Source organism: Actinobacillus indolicus (assembly GCF_004519515.1).
Taxonomy (GTDB): domain Bacteria; phylum Pseudomonadota; class Gammaproteobacteria; order Enterobacterales; family Pasteurellaceae; genus Glaesserella; species Glaesserella indolica_A.
Map to the genome: position 1 here is coordinate 1,280,234 of NZ_CP038145.1, position 25,692 is coordinate 1,305,925.

Below are 25,692 nucleotides of genomic sequence, written 5' to 3' on the forward strand. Positions count from 1 at the left end.
GATGAATAACCCATACCAACTCACAGGCTACACCTACAACGGCAAAGGCACACTATTAGGCACATTCGACAAGCACGGGCAAGCGGTGGCGGAAATGCGTTCACGAAAAGTCGACCCGCAAAATGTTTACGTTGATTTCCGCATTGCTAAGGTTTACCAGTATCAAATCAACTGCTTCAACGACAAAGGCGAGCTAGCCAAATGTGGCATATACCAAACCAAAGCACAGGCAGACCTAGCCTATCAGACGCTTAAAGCACAATACAAAACCGTTGAAATGGCTCACATAGGAGGGTTAGGCGATGAATAGCATTCAGCACATCAAAATCCCTTTATCGTTGTTAGATCGAATGAACATAGACCACACACGCATAAACGCCCAAATTAACGCAATGGCGGATAATCCGACCGCTTACACAGGCGAAGTATTAAAACACGCTCTAAGCGTTATTCAGTGGCATTTAGGCGAACAATCGGAGCATTTACAGGTATTACAAAACCATGTTTATAGAATTAATCAACTGATTGATAAAACGGACGAGATTTTAAGCAGGGGGAATGTATGAACGACAAATTAAACTGGGATAACTTCAACGAAGCCGAAAAGGACGCTATCGCAATTGCCTATAAGAATATGTTAGACGGCACAGAAGAGCCGATTTTTCCACGTTGTCACATTCTTTTTGACACACTCAGCGAGTTATTAGCCGATGTCTCAATGGTAACGCCTGAGCTATCAAGCCGTTTATGTGGTGAGTTGCAATGTATTGCTAAAGTGTTGCTAGAGCTTCCGCCAAGCCTGGCAAATCAAGAGGAAATGAGCGACGAAGAAGTACAGAAAACGCTATTGCAAAACATTGTGGCTAGCTTTGTTGCTCGTCAATTTCATCAAATCATTGCTCAATGTAACACAGCTAGCCAAATGGCAGTAATGGGCTTAACAGGGGGCGACAATGAAAGCATTCACTAAGCTAAAAAACGCCCCAAATATGAAACTACAAAAACCTAATGCGGAAAATGCTTATATCATTATCGGCTCTCAAGCGTGGGATTTTGCCAAAGCTCCACCAGCTGAACGCACACAGGGCGAGATAGCACTTGATGATGTGTTACCACAGGGCGAGAAATCGCCTCCTATTGTGCTAACAGGTGAGGTTTTGAAAAACGTTCATCAATACCGCATAGCACCTGAGCAAGCTCACACTATCACACTACAGCGAGCTAACCACGGGGAAGCGGTAAGCGGTGAGATTATTGCTAAACTTTGCTTAAACCTTGCTAACAACACGCAGGCAAAAGCCATTCACTACATTGACGAAGCCGAGCAACACCTAGAAGATTTAAGCGGATATATCGAACGCATTCGACAAGGTGAAGCAATGGCGGAAAATGTGGCGGAAGTGACCGCTAGCGATGATGTGAATGCTGACATAGATAAACATAAGCCTTATGTCGAAAAACGCACAGAAAACGGCGTAGAGGGGCTTTATCGCATTACCCCGAAATACGACAAGGACACAGGCGAACTGCTCTCAGAACGCACGGAATGGCTCTCAGATGAAATCGCAGTGGTTGGCATAGGGCAAAGCGAGGCTGAACATTATCTCGTGCTAGAGTGGACGCCTGAGGGCAAATCGCAACCAGTCAAAGAGGCGTTATCCTTAGGGGATTTAGGCGAACGTGAAGGGTGGCGACAGCTCAAAGCCAAAGGGCTACGTTTAACTACTCGCACCTACCTACGCAACGAGCTAGCGGACTATTTACAAAGTAGCGGTAAGCGTACCCTATGGCACATCACCAACGCTACAGGGTGGCATAACGGGGCTTACATTTTGCCAAACGGGGAAGTATTAGGCGAACCTGAAACACCTGTGCTATTTAACCGACAATCCGCCACCGCCAGCGGATACGACACCAAAGGCACAATAGAGAGCTGGAGGCAAGAGATTGCGGATAATGTGCGAGGCAATCCTTCAATGATGTTGGGCGTGGCTTGTGCTTTATCTGCCCCGATAATGAACATCATAGAGGCTGAGAGCTTTGGGGTTCACTTATTCGGTGGCTCAACCGCAGGCAAAACCACTACCGCAAACATTGCCAGCAGTCTATACGGACACCCTGACAAAATTCGCTTATCGTGGAACGCAACAGGGCTAGGCTTAATCAATGAAGCCTCAGCAAGAAATGATAACTTCATGCCACTTGATGAAATCGGGCAAGGCTCAAACCGCAAGTACATAGAGCAAACCGCCTACGCTTTATTTAATGGCATGGGGAAAATACAGGGAGCAAAAGACGGCGGTAATAGAGAGCTACAACGGTGGCGGATTATGGCATTTTCTACGGGTGAAATTGACCTAGAGGGCTATTTGTCGATGGGAGGCATTAAGACAAACGCAGGGCAATTAGTCCGCTTGCTGAATGTACCTATCACAAGGGCGAAAGTCTATCATTCATTCCCTGACGGCAAGGCACACGCCGACCACTTGAACTATGCGAGCAAGCAACACTACGGAGCAGTTGGCAGGGCGTGGATTGAGTGGCTAACAGTGGAGGACAATCAGAAAGTATTGATTATTGTCCATAGCCAAATGAAAACAAAATGGTTAGACCGCTTGCCAAGTGACGCAAGTCCACAAGTTCAACGAGTGGCTAGCCGTTTTGCTATCCTCGAAACTGCCTTGCAATTAGCGAGCTTTCTCACAGGGTGGGATATTTCCGCCAACGGTGAGGCGTTGCTACATTGCTTCAATGAATGGATCAATATCTTTGGACTACATAGCCAAGAAGAAAAGCAAATCATTGAGCAGGTGAACGGCTGGCTATTAGCAAATGCTGAGGGGCGGTTTATCGAATACCCAAACAACCCTGAACAGCGAGCCATCTCGAATATCGCAGGCTATAAAATCATTCCTCAACGAGATAATGAGATAGAGAGCTTTTATCTGTATCCATTAGCTTTTGAGGAAGCGATAAAGGGACACCCAAAGGAGCAGGCTTGTAAAATCCTATCAGATAAAGGAATGCTATCTAAGGGCGAAAATGGCTATAGATACTTAGTAAGAATACCAAGCAGGATAGATCCGAAACGTACAAGATGTTATCTCGTTTTCCCACTTGTTGAAAGTGACGAAGCATAAAAAACCATAACAAACCATAACATCAAGTGTTTTTGTAGTCTGTATGCTACATTGATAATTTAAGAGCTTTCCAGAGATGGTTAGCTCTTTTTTTTACCTTTACAAAAAATTTTTTTTCCATACGCGTAGTTTTTTAGTAGTCCAATTAGTCCAAAACACCTATTTAAAAAATAATATCTTTATTTATCAATATATTACATAAAATTCATTGGACTAATTTTTCTTTTTTTGGACTAATTTCAGGGCATTTTGGACTACTCAAAAAATGAACAATAAGAGTATTTTGTTAGTTTTGGACTAATTTTGGACTACATTGGACTACTCAATTAGTCCAAAAAACGCCACTTAAGTATTTGATTTTAAAGGATTGGACTAATTGGACTAATTGGACTACTGTTTTTTACTAAATATAAAAAAAATTTTTTGAAACAGTAAAAGTGGCGGAGGGGTGGCGTTTTGGTTTCTGCGGATAATATCTCTTTTTATGCTACACATTTTGGGGAACAGCAATAAATTAGCTTTTATGATGTATCTATACGCAAAAAGAGTATATAATAGAACTATACGCAATTAACGGATTTATAGAATGAATTTAACTTTTATTGAATTACCACCATTCGAAAGATTTAGAGCGGAGAATTTAACAGATGAAGAGTATAGAGCTTTCCAAAATGAATTATTAGAAAACCCTGAAAAAGGCGATGTGATACAAGGCTTAAAAGGATTGAGAAAGATAAGAATAGCAGACAATAAGCGGAACAAAGGCAAGCGAGGAGGAGCAAGGGTTATTTATTACTACTTTCAAACCAAAAGCCAAATATTTTTAATTATGGCTTACGGCAAAAATGAGCAAACCGATCTAACGTTGGAACAACAAAAATCACTAATTACAATAATTGAACGTATCAAAACAAAACTATAGGGGAACTAGAATGACAAAGTTTTATAATGATTTAATGGAAGGCTTAACAGCAATGGAGGAGTTTTTAGATGGGAAAAGAACGCTAAAAATGGAAAGCTTAGCACGCCCTGAGCCTTTAGAAATGCGAGCAGAAGAAATCAAAGCTATTAGAGAGGAGTTAAACCTATCACAAGCATTATTTGCTTTAAAATTGCGGACAAGTGTAAGAACCTATCAAGGGTGGGAGCAAGGCAAAAGCAAACCAAATCAGCAAGCTATGCTCTTGCTTAAAATGGTACAGAAATCACCTCAACTATTTGAACAAATTGCGAATGCTTAAATTCATTAATAGAACGCTTCTCAAAAATCTATGATTGCGATGTTAAGCAGATGTACTAAACAATAAGCCTTACATTTTTTGAATGTAGGGCTTTTTTGTGGGCTTTAAGAATTAGGGGGTTTATACAAAATTATACATAGGAAATATAATTATATATTTGCTCCAATTAAAAAGGTACTCCCGACGGGGTGGGGGTTTCCACGGGGTTGCGGCGGCGTGGTTTTCGGCAATTTTTCGGGGTTCTAGCCATCATCATCTTTTGATTAAAAGTGAATAATTATGCCTAGAATGATGGCGGTAGATGTCGAATTTGCTGATATTGGTTTTCTTCAGCCTCTTAAAATTGCAAGGCGTGTTATTTTAAGTAAATGGATTATCCTAAAATTAAATCGTTTCCTCAATTTTGAGGAGATGACACCTTAAGCATAGTTATATCACCATAGTAAAAAGTGAACGTTCTTCACCTGAACCACCAATTTTAAAAACAATCCTATACAAGTGATAAACTTCAAAATTCTGTAGTGTTTAGCTACTAAAAATTGATTAAATAACAATCTATTTAGTGGTATGGAATGAAAAATAGTAACAAGATTAGTAACAAGATTTTAAGTTGCAAAAATAAAATCTTTAAATTTCAAATGGTTAAGCTATGAGTTGGACTCCCATACGCTCCGCCAATCTTTTCTCTTCTAAAACTCCAGCTAAAAATTTGCAAAACTTTTCATAAATCTAACCGCTTGCTATGGCATTTTGCCTGTTTCTTCACTTTTCTATGGTATAATTCGCGCCTTTTAAAATAAGTAGAATAAAGATGGTCATGAATTTAGTTCAATTTTTAACAGAGACATTAGAAGGGCTCAAAGCTCAAGATATTCAAGCGATAGATGTGCGTGGAAAATCCAGTATTACCGATACTATGATTGTATGTACGGGGACATCAAGTCGCCATGTGGCATCAACGGCGGATAATTTAATTGAAGAAAGTAAAAAAGCGGGTGTTGAAGTTTTTGCTCACGAAGGTAAGTCTGTCGCAGATTGGATCGTTGTCGACTTCGGTCAAGCGATTGTGCACATCCTACAACAAGATAGTCGTGAAATGTATCAATTAGAGAAACTTTGGGTATAGATGAAAATTCAATTAGTGGCAGTGGGAACTAAAATGCCTGATTGGGTTACCAAAGGTTTTGAAGAGTATCAACGCCGTTTCCCAAAAGATATGCCTTTTGAGCTTATTGAAATTCCAGCTGGAAAGCGTGGCAAAAATGCGGATATTAAGCGTATTTTAGAGCAAGAAGGTAAGGCAATGTTGGCTGCTTGCGGGCGTGGAAAAATCGTTACGCTAGATATTCCAGGTAAACCATGGACAACGGAACAGCTTGCCCAGCAATTAGAAAGTTGGAAAAACGACGGGCGAGATGTGTGTCTATTAATTGGTGGGCCTGAAGGCTTATCGCCTGAATGTAAAGCTGCCGCAGAACAGAGTTGGTCTCTTTCACCGCTCACTTTACCGCACCCCCTTGTGCGAATAGTGGTGGCAGAGAGCATGTACCGAGCTTGGTCTTTAACCACAAATCACCCTTATCATCGAGAATAATGACGCATGATTGGTAAATTAGGCAAACTCACGAAATCAAAACGTTACGAAAAAGTGCGTAATGGGCAAGCAGAGTTAAATTTGTTTGTTCGTCGTGCTTTCGTGGCTTTTATTGGTGTTCTTGTCCTTACAGGTGTATTACTGACTAACCTTTATCATTTACAAGTTGTTGACTATGATTCTTATCAAACACGTTCGAATGGCAATCGTATTAAATTATTACCTGTACCGCCTACACGTGGATTAATTTACGATCGTAATGGTAAAGTCTTAGCCGAAAATTTAACTTACTTTGGCTTATACATTGTGCCAGAGAAGGTAGATAATTTAGAACAAACATTAGAAGAGCTTAAGCAACTCGTTGGCTTGAGTGATGAAGATATTGAGAATTTCCGTAAAGAAAAAAAACGAGCCTCACGTTATACCCCAATTTTATTAAAGCCCGATTTAACAGAAGAGCAAATTGCACGTTTTGCTGTGAATCAACACCGTTTCCCAAGTATGGATGTTCACGCATATTTCAAACGTAATTATCCTTATGGTGATGTCTTGACCCATATTTTAGGCTATGTTGCGAAAATTAACGATAAAGATAAAAAGCGTTTAGAAGATGAAGGAAAATATGGAAATTACGCGGGAACATCTGATATTGGTAAATTAGGGATTGAAAAATTTTATGAAGAACAACTTCATGGCATAACCGGTTTTGAAGAAGTTGAAATCAACAACCGTGGTAAAGTCATCCGTAAATTGCGTGATCAGCCTGCTGTTGCTGGCGGAAGTATTCGATTAACCATTGATATTGAATTACAGCGCTTTGTGGCAAATTTATTGGGTAATCAGAAAGGGGCGGTAGTTGTCATGGATCCGAAAGATAGCAGTATTTTAGCTATGGTGACGAACCCAAGTTATGATAATAATTTATTTGTCGATGGAATTTCGGGAAAGGATTATAAGCAACTTCTAGAAGATCCTGATCGTCCGCTATATAGCCGTGCAACTCAAGGAACTTATCCCCCCGCATCAACCATTAAGCCTTTTATGGCAGTCGCAGGGCTAAGTGAAGGTAAAATTACCCCAAGTACAACTATTTTTGACCCTGGTTTTTGGATTTTACCTGGCTCAACACAACGTTTCCGTGACTGGAAAAAGAGTGGTCATGGCAGAACGGATGTGCATAAAGCGATTGTAGAATCTTCAGACACATTCTTTTATCAACTCGCCTACGATATGGGGATTGATAAAATGTCTGACTGGATGAAAAAGTTTGGTTTTGGTGTTAAAACAGGGATTGATTTAGCAGAAGAATCTGTCGGTATTATGCCTAGCAGAGAGTGGAAACAAAAACGTTATAAAAAACCTTGGTTACAAGGCGATACAATTTCCGTTGGCATTGGACAAGGTTATTGGATTTCTACGCCATTACAATTAGCTAAAGCGACAGCCGTCTTAATCAATGATGGAAAAGTGAACACCCCTCACTTAATGAAAGAAGTGATGTCCACCAAAGTGACACCATATAAAGATCCGCTGTTGTATGAAGATATTACTGGTGTTTCTAGTCGATATTGGCAACTGGCTAAGTTAGGTATGTATAACGTTATTAATGCAAGCAACGGAACAGGTAAAAAAGCCTTTGCAGGAACAGCATATCGTGCAGCTGGAAAAACGGGTACAGCACAAGTCTTCAGTTTAAATGGGCAAAACTACAATGCAAAAGGATTGAAAAAAGATCTTCATGACCATGGTTGGTTTATTGGTTATGCACCTTATGAAAATCCAAAAGTGATTATTTCAATTATTTTAGAGAATGCGGGCGGTGGCGGTAGTACTGCAGCACCAGTTGCTCGTAAGATCATGGATTATGCATTGTTGCATTTGCTTAAATCTACAGATTCGCAAAATGTGGAAACAAAATCACCGCTTGCTATTGAAGCTACAGAGGGATTAAGTGAATAAATCATCATTTTTAAGCCGTTTTTGGAAAATTTTTGCCTTAGATATATGGCTCCTAGTTGGTCTGTTTGCTATTACAGGCTATGGTTTACTGGTTCTTTATAGTGCTAGTGGTGGCAGTGAGCGAATGTTTACCAATAGAATTATCCAAGTTTGTCTAGGGCTTGGTGTTATGTTCGTAATGGCAATGTTTCCACCTCGGTTTTATGAGAAACTTTCTCCATATCTCTATGTGGTTTGTATTATTTTGTTAGTACTCGTGGATTTAGTGGGTGAAACGAGTAAAGGTGCACAACGTTGGTTGAATTTAGGTTTCGTTCGGTTTCAGCCTTCAGAAATCGCAAAACTTGCGGTGCCATTGATGGTGGCGGCTTATTTAGGTAAACGCTCACTTCCACCCGATTTTAGAGATACGGCTATTGCTCTTGCGATGATTATTGTTCCAACTTTGTTGGTTGCAGCTCAACCCGATTTAGGAACCTCTATCTTAGTGTGTGCCGCTGGGGTATTTGTACTTTTCCTTGCTGGATTAAGTTGGAAACTTATTGGTGCTGGCGTGGTCTTTTTAGCAGGCTTTATTCCAATTATGTGGTTTTACTTAATGCATGACTATCAGAAAACTCGAGTGATGACATTAATTGACCCAGAGAAAGATCCGTTAGGAGCTGGTTATCATATTATTCAGTCTAAGATTGCGATCGGCTCAGGTGGCATTGAAGGAAAAGGCTGGATGGAAGGTACTCAATCACAATTAGAGTTTTTGCCTGAACCGCATACCGATTTTATTTTTGCGGTATTAAGTGAAGAACACGGTATGATTGGGGTATTAATTTTATTGGTGATTTATCTTTTTATTATTGCTCGAGGCTTAATGATTGGAGCAAAGTCGGGTACTGCATTTGGACGAATTTTATCTGGCGGAACATCGCTACTTTTTTTCGTTTATGTTTTTGTGAACATTGGTATGGTGAGCGGTATTTTACCTGTCGTAGGTGTACCATTACCCCTTTTTAGCTACGGTGGAACATCTTATGTGACGCTTATGGCGGCTTTTGGATTAATGATGTCGAGTTATGTTCATCGTGAACGTCGAGACAAAAATAATCCTTATACTAAATTATAGTGTGGATTTAGTTGATAAATTTACATTGTATTATTAAGAGGAACTTCTATGAAACTAACCAAAATTGCAACAATATTATTGGCTAGTCTAGTGGCATTTAGCCCGTTAGATTCAATTGCTGCACCACAAAAAACAAAAAGTGTGGTAGCTCAAAAAACACAAAAGAAAGCCGTAGCTAAAGTTGTAAAAAAATCAGCAACAAAGAAAAAAGCTACCGCTAAAACTGTGAATGAAACACAAAAATTATATGGCGTAAAAGGTGCAGTTTTAAAACCTGTTAAGGTATCAACTAGCCAGAGAACTTATCGAGAAAAAGGTAAAACCCATAAAATTATTGGAAAAGAAGCCTCTAAACAATATAGTCAAACAGGGGTAGCTAGTTACTATGGCGGTGAATTCCATGGAAGAAAAACAGCCAATGGCGAGATTTTTAATAAACATGCTTATACCGCTGCACACAAAACTTTAGCGTTAGGTTCTTATGCATTAGTCACAAATTTACGTAATGGAAAAAAAGTGATCGTAAGAATCAATGATCGTGGTCCATTTAGTAAAAGTCGTATTATTGACTTATCAAAAGGCGCTGCAAAAGAGATTGGTATGATTCAATCTGGTACAGCTCGTGTTAAAGTTGAGGCAATGCAAGTTGATAGCCAAGGTTATATTATCGGTAAAGGGGCTGAAGCTCTTTATCATTTGGCAAAAAGAGAAGGCTTAAATTTAAAAGTAAAAAAATCAGGTGATTCATTAGCCATAAAAGCGACACCGGCTACACAGGTAGAACAGACAACCAAACCGGCAACACAAGCGGTCATATCCCAACCGAAATTTGCAGTAAAAGTTCTGCAATTAAAAACAGAAAAAGAAGCGAAGAAAGTGGCAAATGCGGTGAAAGCAAAAAGCCATATTATAGAAAAAGGCAATCGCTTTAATGTTGTGATTGATGTTGCATCGGCAAATGAATCAATAAAAGTAAGACAGCAGCTCAACCGTTTGGGCTATCGTGTGATAAGTTATTCAGAAAAATAGATAGGATTTTATATGTTGAAAAGTAAATTACTTAAAACAGCAAGTTTATGTGCACTTGCTTTTTCTAGCTTAAATGTTGCTTATGCTAACGATATCGATTTTGGTATTCCTGCACCTCAGTTAAATGCGCAAACATTCATTCTAATGGATTATAATTCAGGTGCTGTATTGACCAGCTTAAATCCAGATCAACGCCAATATCCTGCGAGTTTAACAAAAATGATGACGAGCTACGTTGTCGGTGAGGCATTAAAATCTGGAAAAATTAAAAATGAAGATTTAGTGACAGTAACAGAGAGTTCTTGGGGGCAAAAATTCCCAGGATCATCGAAGATGTTTCTCAATTTAAATCAACAAGTTTCAGTCTCTGATCTTAATAAGGGAATTATTGTTGTATCAGGTAATGATGCCTGTGTGGCAATTGCGGAACATATTTCAGGTTCACAACAAGCCTTTATTGATGTGATGAATAAATATGTGCAACAGTTTGGTTTAAAAAACACTCACTTTGCAACGGTACATGGTTTAGACCATCCAGAGCAATATTCTTCAGCACGTGACATGGCGATTATTGGTGCTCATATCATTCGTGATTTACCTGAAGAATATAAGATCTATGCAGAGAAAGATTTCACCTTCAATAAAATTAAGCAACCTAACCGTAATGGTTTATTGTGGGATAAATCTATCAATGTAGATGGGATGAAAACAGGCCATACCGATAAAGCTGGCTATAATTTAGTTGCGTCCGCTTACAATACTAATACGCGTCTTATTTCAGTTGTGATGGGTGTGCCAACCATGAAAGGCCGTGAAGTAGAAAGCAAAAATCTATTACAATGGGGTTTTGCCAACTTTGAGACCGTTAAGCCACTTTCAGCGGGGCAGAATGTATTAGAGCAAAGTGTTTATTATGGTGATGTGGGTAAAATTCAGCTAGGTACATTAAATGATAGCTATATTACTGTGCCAAAAGGAAAAGCCGCAGAGCTTAAGGCCCGTTATACGTTGGATAAAAACAATTTAGAAGCACCATTAGCTAAAGGTCAAATTGTAGGGAAAGTAATTTATCAATTAAATGATAAAGATATTGCTTCTATTGATCTGCAAGTCATGCAAGATGTTGAAGAAGCAGGTATTTTTGGCAAAGCGTGGGATTGGATAGTCTTAACGGTGAAAGGGCTATTCAACTAATTTCCGCCTCTTGTAATTTAAATAATGATCCCCATTTAGGAGACATCTTACAAGCGGTGGGATTTTGCAAAAAATTTGCAAGATCGCACCGCTATCACATTCATAAGGATACGAAATGGCAGAAACAAAAAACGTAAATTTAGCCGATATTCCACAACAAAAATTAAAAGACTTACTTGAATTTCCTTGTTCATTTACTTTCAAAGTGGTGGGGGCGGCTCGTGAAGGTCTAATCGATGATGTCGTGAGCGAAGTGCAAAAAGTGGTTAAAGGGGACTATAACCCGTCTCTCAAAGAAAGTGGTAAAGGGACTTATCATTCGGTATCCGTCACCATTCAAGCCGAAAATATCGAACAAGTCGAGACATTGTACGCTGACTTAGCCAAAATTGAAGGCGTGAGAATGGTGTTGTAATAAAAATTTAGGGGAATGAAATGACACTCTTTCAACGTAAGAGCCAAGCCCTACAAGATGCGGTTGATTCATTTGCGTTAGAATTTTTATCTCCAACCCAAGAAAATCTTGAACAGATGTCTGCTTGGTTAGCAGGGGAAATTAATGATAAACAGTTAATGGAGTCGGCTTATGAAATATGGGAGCGGACGAGATCCCTATCTTAATCAAGCAGGTATCTTAAAAAATAAGCTTGGGGCAAAGACAGAAGAAGAGCTTGATCTAGCGGAAACCATTTTTGTTCTACGAAAACTGACCTTGTTGTTACAAAAACCGCTCGAAGGAAAATTTGATTTAGCACATTTAAAGGCTATTCATAAATTTTTATTTGAGGACGTCTATGAGTGGGCAGGTGAGTTGAGAACAATCTCAATCAGTAAAGGATCTTCTATGTTTGCGTTACCTTTGCGGATTGAGCTTGAAGCGAATAAACTCTTTGCTCAACTAAAAGCAGAGAACTATTTGCGAGAACTGGCGTTAGAGCCATTTATTCAGCGTTTAGCTTTTTATTGGGGTGAAATTAATATGTTACACCCTTTTAGAGAAGGCAATGGCAGAACGCAAAGGGCTTTTTTGATATTACTTGCTCGACAAGCTGGCTATCAAATACATTTTGGTCAGTTAAGCCCCGAAGAAAACATTGAAGCATCCATTAAATCACAACGTTGTGATTATAGCTTGCTTGAACAGATTATTAGACAACGGATAAAACAGTTATAACCTATGCCCCAACTTATCATTCGCCAACTTGGTGTGCAAGATTACCAAGAAATTTGGCACAAAATGCAGGATTTTACCGATAAGCGTGATGAACAGACCGCTGATGAAATTTGGCTGGTTCAGCACCCATCGGTGTTTACTCAAGGTTCTGCTGGGAAACCTGAGCATCTGCTCAATCCAACGAATATCCCCGTGGTACAATCGGATCGTGGTGGGCAGATTACCTATCACGGTTTAGGACAGCAAATTATGTATGTGCTGATTGACATTAAACGCCACAAAGCAAAAGGTAACGATTTGAGCGTACGAGATTTGGTGACGGCATTGGAACAATGTGTAGTGAAAACCCTTGCAGATTATGGGATTGATGCCTATCCAAAACCAGATGCCCCCGGGGTGTATGTGAGCGGTAAGAAAATCTGTTCCCTCGGGTTACGCATTCGTAAAGGCTGTTCGTTTCACGGACTAGCGTTGAATATCCAGATGGATTTAACGCCGTTTCGCAACATCAACCCTTGTGGCTACGCAGGGTTGGAAATGTGTCAATTGGCTGATTTTGTCGCTGAAGCTGAAGCCGATTGCGACAAAGTTTCGCCTAAATTGGTCGATTACTTTACCCAAATTCTCGGCTATAATAAGCAACAAATTATTAACAAATAGGACAATTATCGAATGGGTACACCTTTTAAAATGGAACGTGGCGTAAAGTATCGTGATGCTGCTAAAACGTCCATTATTCCCGTTAAAAATATCGATCCCAACCAAGAATTACTGAAAAAACCTGAGTGGATGAAAATTAAACTGCCAGCCAACTCAGCGAAAATTGAAAGTATCAAAAACGGTATGCGTCGCCACGGGTTACACTCTGTGTGCGAAGAAGCCTCTTGCCCTAACTTGCACGAATGTTTTAATCACGGCACGGCAACCTTTATGATTATGGGGGCAATTTGTACTCGTCGTTGCCCATTCTGCGATGTGGCTCACGGCAAGCCGTTGCCTTTAGATAAAGACGAGCCGAAGAAACTGGCGGAAACCATTCAGGATATGAAGCTCAAATATGTGGTGATTACTTCTGTGGACCGTGATGATTTGCCTGATCGTGGTGCAGGACATTTTGCGGAATGTGTGAAAGAAATCCGTGCGTTAAACCCTGGGATTAAAATTGAGATTTTAGTGCCAGATTTTCGTGGTCGCATTGAACAAGCGATTGAAATTTTAAAAGAAAATCCACCAGATGTGTTTAACCATAACCTTGAGAACGTGCCACGCCTGTATAAAGAAATTCGTCCAGGTGCAGATTATGAATGGTCGCTCAAATTGCTCAAGGAATTTAAGGCGGTTTTCCCAAATATTCCAACTAAATCAGGCATTATGGTCGGTTTAGGGGAAACCAACGAAGAGATTTTACAGGTGATGCAAGACTTGCGTGATCACGGGGTCACAATGCTGACATTAGGGCAGTATTTACAACCAAGTCGCCACCATTTACCAGTGGCACGTTATGTTCACCCAACGGAATTTGATATGTTCCGTAAAAAAGCCAACGAAATGGGCTTTGAACACGCTGCCTGTGGACCTTTCGTCCGCTCTTCCTACCACGCAGATTTACAAGCGAAAGGTGAGTTGGTGAAGTAAAAGGATAAAAATTTTAAAAATTGATCTGCCCTCAAAAGTGGAATTAACCTCCTACTCATTAAGGTGCAGATCAATAATCCTTTAGTCTAATAAATCTTCACCACCTTCTTAATCCCACAATACTCTGCAAATTTAGCCAATTCATCGACTTGTTCATTGGTAGGGACAAAAGGGGTTAATCCTTCAGGATCTCGGCTTCCTTTGGTATGCACTCGGATAATTTTGAAGGCGACATCAGGGTAAGGCATCAGTAAATCAGCAACCTGTTTGACTAATGCTTTGCTATCAAAGAACTCCGTCAAATAGACTAAACGCACTTCTTCCACCTTTCCAAGCGGTAACAATTTAGCTAGATTTTGCAAATTGCGATCTAGGTTCTCACTTTTGATATGTTGATAGCTCGGAATAAGTTGGTTCGGTACTTTCCCTGCTTGGTTTTTACGTTCAAAACAGAGCGTCTGCAATCCTAAGCCTTGCCCTTTTAAATCAAACAGGAATTTATCCGTCACATCAATTAAAGGAAGCGTTGTTTCATAATCAAAAAAACCGCTACTGTCTAAATAGCACGTAAGCCCCTGTGTTTTGAGAGCCTTAAATAGCGGTACTAATTTTTTATGATGAATCGTCGGTTCTCCCCCCGAAATTGTGACACCACGAATAAAAGGCACTGCGTCCATCACTTGCTCGTAGAGATATTGTAGGCTCACTTGCTTTGCATCTGCCGTATAACGTGGAATGGTTTCGGGGTTATGGCAATAGAGGCAATTTAGCTTACAGCCCTGTAAGAAAATAGATGTTCGATTGCCTTGCCCTTCCACGTTTGAGAACGGAATAATACGGTGCAAAGGGACAAAAATCTCAGATAAAGCGGTCATTTCCATTGAATTTTTTACAAATTAGCCCTTCACATCTTGTTCATCACGTAATTGGCGATCAAACACATTAGCACATTCATCCGTACCTGAACCGTACCACGTGGTATCTCTTAACACCGCTTCACCTTTGCGGAAACGTTCTACTTCGCTTTTCTTCACCAAATAGCCTGTTACTCGAATCAAATCGGTGTTTTTCAAATAAGTGGTAATGTATCGATAGTTAAGGGCAAATGCACCGTCAATAATATCGACAACCGCATCAAGATGATCGACATAGGTTTGGTCAAAGGCAAACAGATCGCCCGTACCCGATGGGAAGTATTGATGGAACGGAGCAGACTGCTTTAAGTGAGCAAGCAATGTTGGCTCTTCGCCGACACGCACTCGGTGAGCTGGTGCATTTGCCTTATCTTCTTCGTGCATACTTGCCCCAACTTGTGCGTGGAGCAAATAGCGGTTGCCTGTGCGTTCTGCATAAAGGCCTTGGTGAGCATTAGTTACTTCACGCAATTTTTCCATAATTTGTGTCGCAATTTCATCGCCACGTTTGCTCTTACCAAAGGTTTCATCTAAACCTTCTTGTTTAAGTAGATGATTGGTCGCATCTGCAAGCCCAACAATCGCAAACATTCCCGTGAAGTTAGTCCGCTCAATAAAGCCTTCTTTTACTAAGAAATCCGTTTCAAAAAAGTTGCTTTGTTCCACAAGGAATTTATGGCGTTTATCCATTGTGGATAGGGCAAGTTTGGCAACTTTTGGTAATAGGTGATTGACCATTTCGTCCACCGTTTTACAAGCTCGCCCGATAGTGCCTAAACGTAGGCGAGTTAAGGTGTAAGCCCCGCCACATTCAGGCAATGCGTTGTAGCAACTGGCCACGCCATACTGCTCACCTAAATCTGAAATATAGTAAGCGTCATTTGCAAAAGACGGTTTGGATACTAACAAACAGGCTTTCGCAGCAAGCTCTGCAAATTCTCGAGATGTTTTGTTTTTATCATAACGAATCGTCATATTTGGCGTTGGATTTTCAAGCTCAATCACCGCCTTGAGAATTAAGCGACCTGCTTTGGTATCATAAGGACCGATATTGGCGTGACAGAATGAATCTGGCACGGTTTTATCAATATGATTTAAGAATCGTTTAATCTTGATGTAATCTTGTTCTTCATTGGTAATAAACGGATCTAACAACTCATCTAAACGCCCGATATAGACAGGGAAGGTAGTAATCGACGGCACGTGTGAGTAGATGATTAACAAGCCATCAAGTGCTTCATCAAGATCCTTAGGCGGTGGCAAATCTAAAAATTGGCAACCTTTTTTAATATACACACTGTAATCGGGCAAAATATAACGTGGACGATAAATCGCATAGCCTTCGTTCAGATCGCAGATCATCTGATTATTAATGTGATCCCACTCTTCTTGCGTATAGCCGAGCAGATCCATCGGGTTAAACAGACGTTCCGCAATGTTGCCAATAATCATCAATTTTTGTTGGTAAGTTAAACCGTTTGATTTCACGGTATCTAAAATATCTTGTAATGTCGCTTGCATCGCTAATTCCCCATTCGCAATTTGGCTAAAAAATCAGTATGATTGTAGCACTTTGCTTAATATAAAAATGCGAGATACTTAGCATTTTCTTGATCTGCAATCTCGTCAATAACCAAATGCATAAGGAGTGAGCAATGACAATCACGATTTACCATAACCCTAAATGCAGTAAATCCCGTGAAACCTTAGCGATCATTCAGGAAGCGGGCATTGAGCCGAACATCATTGAATACTTGAAATCTCCGCTCAATGTCGAACAAATTACCCAGCTGATTACCGAAAGTGGACTGTCTGTAAGAGATGCCATTCGTAGCGATGTGGATGCTTACCAACAGATTACGCCAGAGATGAGTGACAACGATATTTTCGCGTTGATTGCCCAATACCCTAATCTGCTAAATCGACCTTTTGTAAGCAGCCAGAAAGGCACAAAACTTTGCAGACCACCTGAATTAGTCAACACATTATTATAGGAAAAATGATGAAAAGCATCTTATTGTTAAATGGTCCAAACCTAAATATGCTCGGCAAACGTGAACCGCATATCTACGGCTCACAAACGCTGTCTGATATTGAACAACATTTAAAACAACAAGCAGAAGTACAAGGCTTTGCGTTTGACTATTTTCAAGCAAATGGCGAAGAACCTTTGATTAATCGGATTCATCAAGGCTTTCAAAAGGTTGATTTTATCATTATCAACCCTGGTGCGTTTACTCATACCAGCGTTGCCTTGCGTGATGCCTTGTTGTCGGTTGCCATTCCTTTTGTTGAAGTTCATTTATCCAATGTACACGCCCGTGAGCCTTTCCGCCATCATTCCTATTTAAGTGATGTTGCAAAAGGTGTGATTTGTGGGTTAGGAACAAAAGGTTACGATTATGCTTTAGATTATGCTATTCAGTTTTTAAAGAATGGGAAATAAACCCACTTTTTGTTGTCTGAAGTAAAAAGAGAAAAACTGAACTGCTACGATCAGTGGCAAATTTGCTAACAAATCCATCATTTTTGTAAGATTTTCGTCGCAAATTCATAAAAATTCAGGTAATCTACGCGCAATTTTTCACTGTACAATTCTGTACAGATTCTTTTATTTTATTATCACAACGGATCTCACTATGGATATTCGCAAAATCAAAAAACTTATCGAATTAGTAGAAGAATCAGGCATCACTGAATTAGAAGTGTCTGAAGAAGAAGGTACAGTACGCATTAGCCGTGCAGCTCCAGCGATTGCACCTGCTACAGTACAATATGTTGCAGCGCCACAAGCAACTCCAGCGCCTGTAGCTACGCCAGCACCAGTTGCTACACCGTCTGCAGCAACTCCAGCACCAACTGCGGAAGTTTCAGGACATGCAGTACTTTCTCCAATGGTAGGAACATTCTATCGTAGCCCAAGCCCTGAAGCTGCGCCATTTGTTGAAGTCGGTAAAACAGTAAAAGTCGGTGATGCACTCTGTATCGTTGAAGCGATGAAAATGATGAACCGTATTGAGTCTGATAAAGCGGGTGTGATCAAAGCGATCCTAGTAAACGACGGCGAAGCGGTTGAATTCGATCAAAAACTCTTCATTATTGAATAATTCATCTCTTACAAGCGGTCAGATTATTGCAAAATTTTGCAAAAAAGTGACCGCTTGTTCAACGAAGGACATAGTTTTATGTTAGAAAAAGTTGTCATTGCAAACCGTGGCGAAATTGCGTTACGTATTTTGCGTGCTTGCCGTGAATTAGGTATCAAAACAGTAGCAGTCCATTCAACCGCAGACCGTGAGTTGAAACACGTTCTTCTTGCGGATGAAACGGTATGTATTGGGCCTGCTCCATCAACCAAAAGTTACTTAAACATACCTGCGATTATTGCAGCCGCAGAAGTAACTGGCGCCGATGCGATCCACCCTGGTTATGGTTTCTTGTCTGAAAATGCCAATTTCGCGGAACAGGTTGAAAAATCAGGTTTTACCTTTATTGGCCCAACTGCCGATGTGATTCGTTTAATGGGCGACAAAGTTTCTGCTATCAATGCGATGAAAAAAGCAGGCGTACCTTGTGTGCCAGGTTCAGATGGTCCTGTAGGTTCTGATGTTGCAAAAAATAAAGAAATCGCTAAGCGTATTGGCTACCCTGTAATTATCAAAGCCTCTGGTGGCGGTGGCGGTCGTGGTATGCGCGTGGTTCATCATGAAAAAGATTTAGAAGAATCTATTGCGATGACCAAAGCAGAAGCAAAAGCAGCCTTCAATAACGATATGGTTTATATGGAAAAATACCTTGAAAATCCACGCCATATCGAAATCCAAGTGCTTGCAGATACACACGGTAATGCGGTTTATTTAGCAGAGCGTGATTGCTCTATGCAACGTCGCCATCAAAAAGTGGTGGAAGAAGCGCCAGCTCCAGGCATTACCCCTGAATTACGTAAGTTTATTGGTGAACGTTGTGCCAATGCGTGCCGTGAAATCGGCTATCGCGGTGCAGGTACATTTGAATTCTTATTTGAAAATGGCGAGTTTTATTTCATTGAAATGAATACCCGTTTACAAGTAGAACACCCTGTGACAGAAATGATTACAGGTATTGACCTTGTCAAAGAACAGCTCCGTGTTGCTGCAGGTTTACCAATTTCAGTTAAACAAGAAGATATTAAAGTGCGTGGCCACGCAATTGAGTGTCGTATCAATGCAGAAGATCCAGCGACCTTCTTACCTTCACCAGGTAAAATCACCCGCTTACACGTTCCAGGTGGTTTAGGTGTTCGTTGGGATTCTCACATTTATGCAGGCTATTCTGTTCCTCCGCATTATGATTCAATGATTGGTAAATTGATTACTTTTGCTGAAAATCGTGATATTGCAATTCGTCGTATGGAAAATGCGTTATCAGAAACTATTGTTGAAGGAATTAAAACGAATATTCCTCTTCATAAACAGATTCTTTCTGATGAGAACTTCTGCAAAGGTGGAACAAATATCCACTATCTTGAGAAGAAACTGGGATTGAAATAGTTTTATCTCATAAAAATAGCGCTTAATCAGCGCTATTTTTTTATAAAAAGTTAATTAAATCCACTTTAACATCCATTAAAGTGGATGATACAAGCGGTGAGTTATCACTTAAATTTTACCATTATTTCGTGATGCTATCCGTCCATTTAAATAACTCATCTAAGTCATAATCCCCAGAATGTGGAACCCCCCAAGGCGTTTCATAATCAACCTGTTTACCTGCCATATTGAGCTTAACAGCCAAAATAGCAGCGATTGCATGAGATGTATCACGATCTGATGTACCTACACGAATACGCCAATGCTCTGCAGCTTTAGGATTTTCGATGTAATTCATTGCATTCATCATTTTGATGATATGAGCATCTGCCATACCGCCTTTAGTGGTACTACGTTCAAGGGCGTAAGAAGTAAAATGTTGATTATTGACGGTTTCCGTTCCAAATAGGTTATTTTCGCCTGTGCTTAAGTCGAAAGCATCAAAAGCAGGAGGGGACTTCATTCGTTTTTCTGAATGAATATAGCCACTCCAATCCATGTCAGAAACACCATCTTTACTTAAAGTAAGCCACGATTTATCACTTAAATCTGTACCATTTTTACGAGCGGTATCGGCGGCTCTCACAATCACGTGTTTGACATACTCTTTAAAAGATCCGTTTCCTTCTTTATCAAGAGTAAGCGAATTGCCTTTTTCATCTTTTAAGTTCAGGCTATTAACATAAGCTGGAAATGCGGCTTTTAATTCATCCGATGTTTTAATCTGCTCTGTAGTTAACTCTCCTTCAATTTTAGGCATAGGTTTTGAGCGATCATTAAATGTCGTTGCATTTAGCTTGCTCATATCCATACGGCTAAATTGATTTAAGCCATTAAATTCCCATTCATAGGCACTATCAGCATGCTCTAAGTTGGTAATTGGGCAATAAGCAGATACGGCAAAAATTGCATCGCTGGCTTCTGCTGCGCCAACCTGTTTGAAATATTCAGCATAATCTACGTGATCACCGCTAGCACCAAGTAAAGCCGATAAAGCACCGCCTGCACTTGTACCATTTGAAATAATTTTATTCGCATCACCAGCCATACGTGCATCATTAAAATGTAAATAGCGGACAGCCGATTTTAAGTCAATAATTACCGCTGGAGCTTTACCTGTATATTTACCATCTTTTTCAAGGGTTCGATCACTGGCCCCAACACTTGCAACGACATAGCCCTTAGAGAGAGCTGTCACAATCGCGTTTGGTTTATCTGCATTTGAGCCAAAACCTTTCTTATCATAGGTTGCTGCTTTTGCAGGCATATAACCTCCAACCGCATTCGGTAAGAAAATTGGAGCGGTGTTAACATTAAATCCGTTTATTGAACCACCGTTAAAGTAGGCTTCAGGAACATATAAGTTAATGGTTTGATAATCAGGCTCTAGTGGATTTTTGACATACACAATCTTCTCAAAAGCACGGAATTTAATCATTTCACCATTGATAACGGTTTCTAAGCTACGGTAATTTTTATCATCGAATTCAAGCTGATAGCCATCTTGAGTTTGATTAAAATAAGGCAGATTAGCTAATGGATCTGGCTGTGAAGGTGGTGCTGCAAAGACTGTGGATACAAAACAGGCCATAAGAAGTGTAGTTAATTTATTGAGTTTCATCATGCTCTCCAAATGTAAAATAATCTTTATATATGACAAAAGAATCAGAAAAATGTTTCTATCTTAGTATAAATCTATATATATCGAATGGAAACGAATCTTCTAATAACTTGTCATAGTAAATGCATCTTATGTGCATATTTTTTATTTTACTATTTCGGAAAGCAAAGGAATTTATATGAAAAAAGTATTTTCATTAGCGACAGTCGCAATTGCAGTATTTGCATTAAGTGCTTGTTGTGGGCCTTGGGGCTGGGGACCTGGCGGTCATGGTGGCAGTCAAGGTAGCCATGGAGGCGGTCAAGGTGGAATGCAGATGCAAAAAGGTCCAAACGATCGCTAACTTCTAATACAAGCGGTCAGATCGTCGCAAAATTTTGCAATCATCTGACCGCTTGATCATTTCTATTAATTTTTACTATCCGGCTTCGCCATATTATTCGGCGCGCCTTTCTGTACAGGGAAGGTTGAGTCCATCTGCCACGCATTCCAGCCACCGTCATAAACGTAGGTATCTTTCCAGCCTGCTAATTGGGTCATAAACCAAGATACCCCTGCTCGCCAGCCTGTGCCGCAGTAGAATGCAAGTTGATCGCCTTGGTTGATGTTTTGTCCTTTCCAAAGTGCGAAGATTTCATTTGGGTTACGCAGTGTGCCGTCAAGGTCGTAATAATCCGCCATATTGGACGAGTCGCTACCTGCAAAGCCCCAAATTGCCCCCTGTGGTTCGCCTTTACCCGGAATGTAGTCATAACCGCTGATTTTGCCCGTGTATTCGTCCCACGCTCGGTTGCTGATTAATTTCAAGCCTTGTTGCTGACGAGCCATCGCATCTGCCGGCATTGAGATGTTGATCTGTGGATTAACCGGAATAACTGCACCAAACTCGCTGACCGGAGTTGGGGTATTAACGGTCGTCTCTGCTGGGAAGCCTGCTTTTGTCCAAGTGGCAAAATTGCCGTTTAACACTCGTACATCTTCCACACCAGCCCATTTTAACGCCCAGAAAATGCGGTAAGCGGCGAGTTGGTTATCAGAATAAAGAATAATGGTTTTGTTTTTGTTAATTCCTGCATTGAGTAAGTTTTGCTCAATTACTTTCGGCTCAGATAAGTTCCATACCGGATCGTTTTCTACCCAGTCTGTGTTGAAGTGGAACGCCCCCGGAATATGCTGTTTGTAGCTTTCCGCTTTTTCAACAGGTCCCCAACCAACGTGGAATACCATAAAATCGTTGTTAGCGTAGGTTTCAGGTTTTTCACCTTTGATCACCGCATTGACCCATTCAGGCGATACGCTGTATTGGAAATTCGGGAAGGCTTCAAGTGGCTTATCGCTGTTTGCGTACTCTTTGAACGCTTTAAATTCACGCACTTTATAACCTTTGTCGGCAAATTTTTTGCTTAAACAGCTCAGTTGCTCCGCATTGGTATCGTAAAACACCACGGTTTTCTCTTTGCTGATCCCTTTGTTTTTAGCAAATGTTTCAAATTTGTCATCGGCAATTTGTGGCAACCAGTCGCAACGGAATTGCACCGCCCCTTTAATATGTCCGCCACGTTTGGCATCGCCATCTTTAAAGCCGTTATAAAGGCTGTCTTGGCGACCATCAACCACCACAAATTCAGGGTTGTCTAGATTTTTTACCAGTTCATCAATGCCGATTTCTTTCACCGACTTGTCGTCACAAGCGGTCAAAAAAGCCAAAGAAGTTGCAAGTAAAGTAAGTTTGAGTTTCATAGGGTTTCCTTTTGTTTTTTAATAAATCATTGCCACGAAACAAGCTCCCCTCTTTGCTAAAGAGGGGAATATTTTTTTAACTCCGACACGAATTGCCTTTTTTCAACATTCTGCCGGCGTCATTTTTGGCATCGGGTTTTACAACGTCGTTGGGAACGCCTTTTTGTACAGGCAATTTGGTCATCTGCCACGCATTCCAACCGCCGTCATAAACCGCCGTATTTTGCCAGCCGAGCAGTTGGGTCATAAACCACGGTACGGACGCTCGCCAGCCTGTTCCGCAATAGAACGCCAGTTGATCGCCCTGTTGAATATGCTGACTTTGCCACAGTGCTACGATCTCTTTCGGGTTACGCAAGGTGTCATCAGGGTCGTAAAAATCTGCCACATTTGACGGTGCCGTTCCTGAAAAGCCCCAAATCGCTCCCTGCGGTTCGCCTGTTGCTTGAATATGTTCATCACCGCTCACTTCGCCGATAAACTCTTCCCACGCCCTTGTGCTAACGAGCTTCAAGCCTCGTTGCTGACGGGCGTAAGCCTGTTCAGGTTGGCTGATGTTGATCTGCGGATTAGCCGGAATGGTTGTGCCGAACTCCGTTTCAGGCAGTGGCAGATTGACTTTGGTTTCCGTTGGAAAACCTGCGTCCATCCAAGTGGCAAGATTGCCGTTTAACACTCGTACATCTTCCACTCCAGCCCATTTCAACGCCCAAAACACACGATAGGCGGCAAGTGGATTATCAGAATAAAGCACGATAGTTTTATCCTTGGTGATCCCGTGTTGTAACAGGTTTTGCTCAATTTGTTGCGGATTGGCAAGGTTATAGACAGGGGCTTCACCTTCCACCCAGTCCGTATCGAAATGGTAAGCTCCGACAATATGTTGCGTGTAGGCTTTGGCTTTTTCGAGCGTTCCCCACGACACTTCAAACAGCATAAATTGGTCGTTGTGGTAAGTTTCAGGTTGCTCCCCCTGCATTAAAGCGTACAGCCATTCGGGCGAAACGCTATATTGGAAATGAGGAAAACTGTCTAATGGATAACCGGCATTGGCATAGCTGATAAAGTCGCTAAAAGTGCGAACTTTGTAGCCTTTTGCATTAAATTCTGCCGAAATGCAAGCTGATTCGTCAGAGTTGCTATCGTAAATCACTAAGGTTTTCTGCTTGCTGATCCCTTTGGCTTCGGCAAAACTGTCGAACTTATCGGCTTCAATCCGTTCAAACCAGTTACAACGAAATTGAATAGCCCCTTTGATATGTCCGCCACGGCTGGCGTGTTTCTCTTTAAAGCCGTTATACAGGCTGTCGTTACGGCTATCAATAATGATATAGTCAGGATTATCAAGGTTCGCCAGTAGTTCTGCCGTATCGATTGTCTTGACTACATTGTCGTTACAAGCGGTCAGAAAGAGAGAAAAAATTGCAAAAAGTGTTTTTTTCATATTCCCCCCACCCTAACCCTCCCCCGTAAACGGGGGAGGGAATTTAGGCTGGTTTATTAAATTAAATACGACATTGCGTTGGCTTAATAAAGTAAGTTGCAGTCCAACAGCCGAGCATAATCATCAGCGTAGCAAGCCAACCTTGCCACGAAAAATAAGCGGTTGAAACCAGCGAGTTGGTGATCGTACAACCGCCTGCAAGGCTGGCTCCGATCCCCATCAGAAAACCGCCAAGCATTCGTTGCATAATCGCTTTGGGTTCAGGCACACGGATTTCAAATTCCCCACTCAATTTTGCGGCAATAAAAGAGCCGAGCAAAATGCCGAGAACGAAATAAGTTCCCCAGTTAAGATAACGCTGTTGCCCGATCACGATATATTGCACTACATTGGCGGTCGGCACAGCAACACCATAGCCGTAAGCTCTGCCGTACTGCTCACTAACAAACCACGCTAACACGCCGAGCAGACCGATACATACGGCGGTGGCAAAAGGGTGCCAGTGTTTGGTAAAAATTCGATGGGAGATCACCGCTTGCGTCGGTTCTTTCGGGAATTGATAGCGTGGGTGTTTGATATGGTGAATAATCATTGCCAGTGTCATCAATACGAGAATGGCAACTAAAATCCACGGCGAAATGCCAAAAGTGCGGTGCATATTGTCAAGGTTTGACGTTTCCAGTAGTAACGGATTGACCCACTGCTTCAACGCCCCCGTTTGAGTTGCCGTCATTGTGAGGGCAAAACATACCAAGGCAATCCAACTACCAACTGCCCCTTCCCCAGTGCGAAACCAACCACCGCTGGCACAGCAATTCGCCAAGATCATACCGATACCAAAAACAAAACCGCCTAACACTGTTGCTAACACAGGCATAGGAGTATTCGGAATGGTGATCAGCCCTAATTCACTTAAACTAAAAAATCCGATGGATTGAATGGACACCGCAATTAACAATGCGGTAAAAAAGCGGAAGTTTCGCTGGGTATAAATGTTGCGAAAACCAGACACGAAGCAAAATTGCCCACGTTGTAAGAAAAAACCGAGAAGTATTCCGATAAAAAGACCACTGAACATTGATTAAACCTTAATACAAATGTTACGGAAATGTAGGTGTAATATTAGAACATAACTCTAACAAAAAATAAATGACAAATTATTTGCAAAATATTGACAAGATCTCACCGCTTGTATGCCAAACAAAAAGGCTCACCTTTCGATGAGCCTTCTCTATTCGCTTTTAAGCTTAACGTTTCTATCAAATAATTAATATCGGGTAGCCAGATTGCATTACTGCAACCTAGCCCCCTAAGAACTG

At 41.0% G+C, this 25,692-nt stretch carries 28 protein-coding genes; 22 read left to right on the forward strand and 6 right to left on the reverse strand.

From position 1 onward, the window contains the following. The first annotated feature begins 1 nt into the window (after position 1). The 17 genes from EXH44_RS06330 to lipA all read left to right on the forward strand — a co-directional run bounded on the left by EXH44_RS06330 (position 2) and on the right by lipA (position 14,086). Positions 2-310, forward strand: coding sequence for a hypothetical protein (locus tag EXH44_RS06330; protein WP_162855753.1), 309 nt, complete (start codon positions 2-4; stop codon positions 308-310). Continuing rightward, positions 303-566, forward strand: coding sequence for a hypothetical protein (locus EXH44_RS06335; protein ID WP_162856717.1), 264 nt, complete (start codon positions 303-305; stop codon positions 564-566). The genes EXH44_RS06330 and EXH44_RS06335 overlap by 8 nt, the downstream gene beginning before the upstream one ends. Then, positions 563-970 carry a hypothetical protein gene (locus tag EXH44_RS06340; RefSeq protein ID WP_162856718.1) on the forward strand — a complete coding sequence of 136 codons (408 nt, stop codon included), beginning with the start codon at positions 563-565 and terminating at the stop codon, positions 968-970. The genes EXH44_RS06335 and EXH44_RS06340 overlap by 4 nt, the downstream gene beginning before the upstream one ends. Further along, entirely contained in the window at positions 954-3,140 is a 2,187-nt protein-coding gene (locus EXH44_RS06345; protein WP_162856719.1) for a DUF927 domain-containing protein, read from the forward strand. The genes EXH44_RS06340 and EXH44_RS06345 overlap by 17 nt, the downstream gene beginning before the upstream one ends. A 586-nt stretch (positions 3,141-3,726) precedes the next feature. Continuing rightward, positions 3,727-4,062, forward strand: a complete 336-nt coding sequence (locus tag EXH44_RS06350; protein ID WP_162856720.1) for a type II toxin-antitoxin system RelE/ParE family toxin — start codon at positions 3,727-3,729, stop codon at positions 4,060-4,062. A gap of 10 nt (positions 4,063-4,072) precedes the next feature. Beyond that, on the forward strand, positions 4,073-4,381 hold the full coding sequence (locus EXH44_RS06355) for a helix-turn-helix domain-containing protein (protein WP_162856721.1): 309 nt from the start codon (positions 4,073-4,075) through the stop codon (positions 4,379-4,381). Between the two features lie 811 nt (positions 4,382-5,192). After that, entirely contained in the window at positions 5,193-5,507 is a 315-nt protein-coding gene (rsfS, locus tag EXH44_RS06360) for a ribosome silencing factor (RefSeq protein ID WP_135673911.1), read from the forward strand. Next, entirely contained in the window at positions 5,508-5,975 is a 468-nt protein-coding gene (gene rlmH / locus EXH44_RS06365; RefSeq protein WP_135673913.1) for a 23S rRNA (pseudouridine(1915)-N(3))-methyltransferase RlmH, read from the forward strand. Between the two features lie 6 nt (positions 5,976-5,981). Beyond that, a complete protein-coding gene (gene mrdA, locus EXH44_RS06370) occupies positions 5,982-7,934 on the forward strand; it encodes a penicillin-binding protein 2 (protein ID WP_162856722.1) in 1,953 nt (650 codons plus the stop codon). Further along, complete coding sequence (gene rodA / locus EXH44_RS06375) at positions 7,927-9,054, forward strand: rod shape-determining protein RodA (RefSeq protein ID WP_162856723.1); 1,128 nt, start codon at positions 7,927-7,929, stop codon at positions 9,052-9,054. The genes mrdA and rodA overlap by 8 nt, the downstream gene beginning before the upstream one ends. Before the next feature lie 48 nt (positions 9,055-9,102). Beyond that, on the forward strand, positions 9,103-10,083 hold the full coding sequence (locus EXH44_RS06380) for a septal ring lytic transglycosylase RlpA family protein (protein WP_162856724.1): 981 nt from the start codon (positions 9,103-9,105) through the stop codon (positions 10,081-10,083). Between the two features lie 12 nt (positions 10,084-10,095). Beyond that, positions 10,096-11,277 carry a serine hydrolase gene (locus EXH44_RS06385; protein ID WP_425266835.1) on the forward strand — a complete coding sequence of 394 codons (1,182 nt, stop codon included), beginning with the start codon at positions 10,096-10,098 and terminating at the stop codon, positions 11,275-11,277. 115 nt (positions 11,278-11,392) lie between these two features. After that, positions 11,393-11,692 (forward strand): DUF493 family protein YbeD, encoded by a 300-nt coding sequence (gene ybeD, locus EXH44_RS06390; protein WP_162856725.1) that lies wholly within the window; start codon positions 11,393-11,395, stop codon positions 11,690-11,692. A 20-nt stretch (positions 11,693-11,712) separates the two neighbouring features. Further along, the gene (locus EXH44_RS06395) at positions 11,713-11,898 is read left to right on the forward strand and encodes an antitoxin VbhA family protein (protein ID WP_021114106.1); all 186 of its coding nucleotides are present in this window, start codon (positions 11,713-11,715) and stop codon (positions 11,896-11,898) included. Beyond that, a complete protein-coding gene (locus EXH44_RS06400; protein WP_162856726.1) occupies positions 11,864-12,451 on the forward strand; it encodes a Fic/DOC family protein in 588 nt (195 codons plus the stop codon). The genes EXH44_RS06395 and EXH44_RS06400 overlap by 35 nt, the downstream gene beginning before the upstream one ends. A 3-nt stretch (positions 12,452-12,454) precedes the next feature. Next, positions 12,455-13,111, forward strand: coding sequence for a lipoyl(octanoyl) transferase LipB (lipB, locus tag EXH44_RS06405; RefSeq protein ID WP_162856727.1), 657 nt, complete (start codon positions 12,455-12,457; stop codon positions 13,109-13,111). Between the two features lie 12 nt (positions 13,112-13,123). After that, positions 13,124-14,086, forward strand: a complete 963-nt coding sequence (gene lipA / locus EXH44_RS06410; protein ID WP_162856728.1) for a lipoyl synthase — start codon at positions 13,124-13,126, stop codon at positions 14,084-14,086. 86 nt (positions 14,087-14,172) lie between these two features. Here the strand turns inward: lipA and EXH44_RS06415 are convergent, their stop codons facing one another. Both EXH44_RS06415 and EXH44_RS06420 read right to left on the reverse strand, forming a co-directional pair. Beyond that, positions 14,173-14,961: a 4Fe-4S cluster-binding domain-containing protein gene (locus EXH44_RS06415; protein ID WP_162857538.1), complete on the reverse strand. Its 789-nt coding sequence runs from the start codon at positions 14,959-14,961 to the stop codon at positions 14,173-14,175. Positions 14,962-14,982: 21 nt separating this feature from the next. Continuing rightward, positions 14,983-16,521, reverse strand: a complete 1,539-nt coding sequence (locus EXH44_RS06420) for a YjjI family glycine radical enzyme (RefSeq protein WP_162856729.1) — start codon at positions 16,519-16,521, stop codon at positions 14,983-14,985. A 134-nt stretch (positions 16,522-16,655) separates the two neighbouring features. Here EXH44_RS06420 and arsC point away from each other — a divergent pair, with 134 nt between their 5' ends. The 4 genes from arsC (at position 16,656) to accC (ending at position 19,529) form a co-directional block, all read left to right on the forward strand. Beyond that, entirely contained in the window at positions 16,656-16,994 is a 339-nt protein-coding gene (gene arsC / locus EXH44_RS06425) for an arsenate reductase (glutaredoxin) (protein WP_162856730.1), read from the forward strand. Positions 16,995-17,002: 8 nt separating this feature from the next. Beyond that, a complete protein-coding gene (aroQ, locus tag EXH44_RS06430; protein WP_162856731.1) occupies positions 17,003-17,446 on the forward strand; it encodes a type II 3-dehydroquinate dehydratase in 444 nt (147 codons plus the stop codon). Positions 17,447-17,639: 193 nt separating this feature from the next. After that, positions 17,640-18,107 carry an acetyl-CoA carboxylase biotin carboxyl carrier protein gene (gene accB, locus EXH44_RS06435; protein WP_162856732.1) on the forward strand — a complete coding sequence of 156 codons (468 nt, stop codon included), beginning with the start codon at positions 17,640-17,642 and terminating at the stop codon, positions 18,105-18,107. A gap of 78 nt (positions 18,108-18,185) precedes the next feature. Then, positions 18,186-19,529 (forward strand): acetyl-CoA carboxylase biotin carboxylase subunit, encoded by a 1,344-nt coding sequence (gene accC / locus EXH44_RS06440; protein ID WP_162856733.1) that lies wholly within the window; start codon positions 18,186-18,188, stop codon positions 19,527-19,529. A gap of 121 nt (positions 19,530-19,650) precedes the next feature. Here the strand turns inward: accC and EXH44_RS06445 are convergent, their stop codons facing one another. Next, entirely contained in the window at positions 19,651-21,159 is a 1,509-nt protein-coding gene (locus tag EXH44_RS06445; RefSeq protein WP_244238757.1) for a subtype B tannase, read from the reverse strand. A gap of 208 nt (positions 21,160-21,367) precedes the next feature. Here EXH44_RS06445 and EXH44_RS06450 point away from each other — a divergent pair, with 208 nt between their 5' ends. Continuing rightward, a complete protein-coding gene (locus EXH44_RS06450) occupies positions 21,368-21,532 on the forward strand; it encodes a hypothetical protein (RefSeq protein WP_162856735.1) in 165 nt (54 codons plus the stop codon). A 65-nt stretch (positions 21,533-21,597) separates the two neighbouring features. Here EXH44_RS06450 and EXH44_RS06455 read toward each other — a convergent pair whose 3' ends face one another. From EXH44_RS06455 to EXH44_RS06465, 3 genes are all read right to left on the reverse strand, one after another. Then, entirely contained in the window at positions 21,598-22,929 is a 1,332-nt protein-coding gene (locus EXH44_RS06455) for a rhodanese-like domain-containing protein (RefSeq protein WP_162856736.1), read from the reverse strand. A 76-nt stretch (positions 22,930-23,005) separates the two neighbouring features. Further along, the gene (locus EXH44_RS06460; protein ID WP_162856737.1) at positions 23,006-24,373 is read right to left on the reverse strand and encodes a rhodanese-like domain-containing protein; all 1,368 of its coding nucleotides are present in this window, start codon (positions 24,371-24,373) and stop codon (positions 23,006-23,008) included. 61 nt (positions 24,374-24,434) lie between these two features. Next, positions 24,435-25,451 carry a YeeE/YedE family protein gene (locus EXH44_RS06465; RefSeq protein WP_162856738.1) on the reverse strand — a complete coding sequence of 339 codons (1,017 nt, stop codon included), beginning with the start codon at positions 25,449-25,451 and terminating at the stop codon, positions 24,435-24,437. Positions 25,452-25,692: the final 241 nt, after the last annotated feature.

What these genes read in the sequence shown, in the direction of transcription:
- EXH44_RS06330 (WP_162855753.1), top strand. Translation starts at nt 2, where the DNA reads ATGAATAACCCATACCAACTCACAGGCTACACCTACAACGGCAAAGGC.
- EXH44_RS06335 (WP_162856717.1), top strand. Translation starts at nt 303, where the DNA reads ATGAATAGCATTCAGCACATCAAAATCCCTTTATCGTTGTTAGATCGA.
- EXH44_RS06340 (WP_162856718.1), top strand. Translation starts at nt 563, where the DNA reads ATGAACGACAAATTAAACTGGGATAACTTCAACGAAGCCGAAAAGGAC.
- EXH44_RS06345 (WP_162856719.1), top strand. Translation starts at nt 954, where the DNA reads ATGAAAGCATTCACTAAGCTAAAAAACGCCCCAAATATGAAACTACAA.
- EXH44_RS06350 (WP_162856720.1), top strand. Translation starts at nt 3,727, where the DNA reads ATGAATTTAACTTTTATTGAATTACCACCATTCGAAAGATTTAGAGCG.
- EXH44_RS06355 (WP_162856721.1), top strand. Translation starts at nt 4,073, where the DNA reads ATGACAAAGTTTTATAATGATTTAATGGAAGGCTTAACAGCAATGGAG.
- rsfS (WP_135673911.1), top strand. Translation starts at nt 5,193, where the DNA reads ATGGTCATGAATTTAGTTCAATTTTTAACAGAGACATTAGAAGGGCTC.
- rlmH (WP_135673913.1), top strand. Translation starts at nt 5,508, where the DNA reads ATGAAAATTCAATTAGTGGCAGTGGGAACTAAAATGCCTGATTGGGTT.
- mrdA (WP_162856722.1), top strand. Translation starts at nt 5,982, where the DNA reads ATGATTGGTAAATTAGGCAAACTCACGAAATCAAAACGTTACGAAAAA.
- EXH44_RS06380 (WP_162856724.1), top strand. Translation starts at nt 9,103, where the DNA reads ATGAAACTAACCAAAATTGCAACAATATTATTGGCTAGTCTAGTGGCA.
- EXH44_RS06385 (WP_425266835.1), top strand. Translation starts at nt 10,096, where the DNA reads ATGTTGAAAAGTAAATTACTTAAAACAGCAAGTTTATGTGCACTTGCT.
- ybeD (WP_162856725.1), top strand. Translation starts at nt 11,393, where the DNA reads ATGGCAGAAACAAAAAACGTAAATTTAGCCGATATTCCACAACAAAAA.
- EXH44_RS06395 (WP_021114106.1), top strand. Translation starts at nt 11,713, where the DNA reads ATGACACTCTTTCAACGTAAGAGCCAAGCCCTACAAGATGCGGTTGAT.
- EXH44_RS06400 (WP_162856726.1), top strand. Translation starts at nt 11,864, where the DNA reads ATGAAATATGGGAGCGGACGAGATCCCTATCTTAATCAAGCAGGTATC.
- lipB (WP_162856727.1), top strand. Translation starts at nt 12,455, where the DNA reads ATGCCCCAACTTATCATTCGCCAACTTGGTGTGCAAGATTACCAAGAA.
- lipA (WP_162856728.1), top strand. Translation starts at nt 13,124, where the DNA reads ATGGGTACACCTTTTAAAATGGAACGTGGCGTAAAGTATCGTGATGCT.
- EXH44_RS06415 (WP_162857538.1), bottom strand. Translation starts at nt 14,961, where the DNA reads ATGACCGCTTTATCTGAGATTTTTGTCCCTTTGCACCGTATTATTCCG.
- EXH44_RS06420 (WP_162856729.1), bottom strand. Translation starts at nt 16,521, where the DNA reads ATGCAAGCGACATTACAAGATATTTTAGATACCGTGAAATCAAACGGT.
- arsC (WP_162856730.1), top strand. Translation starts at nt 16,656, where the DNA reads ATGACAATCACGATTTACCATAACCCTAAATGCAGTAAATCCCGTGAA.
- aroQ (WP_162856731.1), top strand. Translation starts at nt 17,003, where the DNA reads ATGAAAAGCATCTTATTGTTAAATGGTCCAAACCTAAATATGCTCGGC.
- accB (WP_162856732.1), top strand. Translation starts at nt 17,640, where the DNA reads ATGGATATTCGCAAAATCAAAAAACTTATCGAATTAGTAGAAGAATCA.
- accC (WP_162856733.1), top strand. Translation starts at nt 18,186, where the DNA reads ATGTTAGAAAAAGTTGTCATTGCAAACCGTGGCGAAATTGCGTTACGT.
- EXH44_RS06445 (WP_244238757.1), bottom strand. Translation starts at nt 21,159, where the DNA reads ATGGCCTGTTTTGTATCCACAGTCTTTGCAGCACCACCTTCACAGCCA.
- EXH44_RS06450 (WP_162856735.1), top strand. Translation starts at nt 21,368, where the DNA reads ATGAAAAAAGTATTTTCATTAGCGACAGTCGCAATTGCAGTATTTGCA.
- EXH44_RS06455 (WP_162856736.1), bottom strand. Translation starts at nt 22,929, where the DNA reads ATGAAACTCAAACTTACTTTACTTGCAACTTCTTTGGCTTTTTTGACC.
- EXH44_RS06460 (WP_162856737.1), bottom strand. Translation starts at nt 24,373, where the DNA reads ATGAAAAAAACACTTTTTGCAATTTTTTCTCTCTTTCTGACCGCTTGT.
- EXH44_RS06465 (WP_162856738.1), bottom strand. Translation starts at nt 25,451, where the DNA reads ATGTTCAGTGGTCTTTTTATCGGAATACTTCTCGGTTTTTTCTTACAA.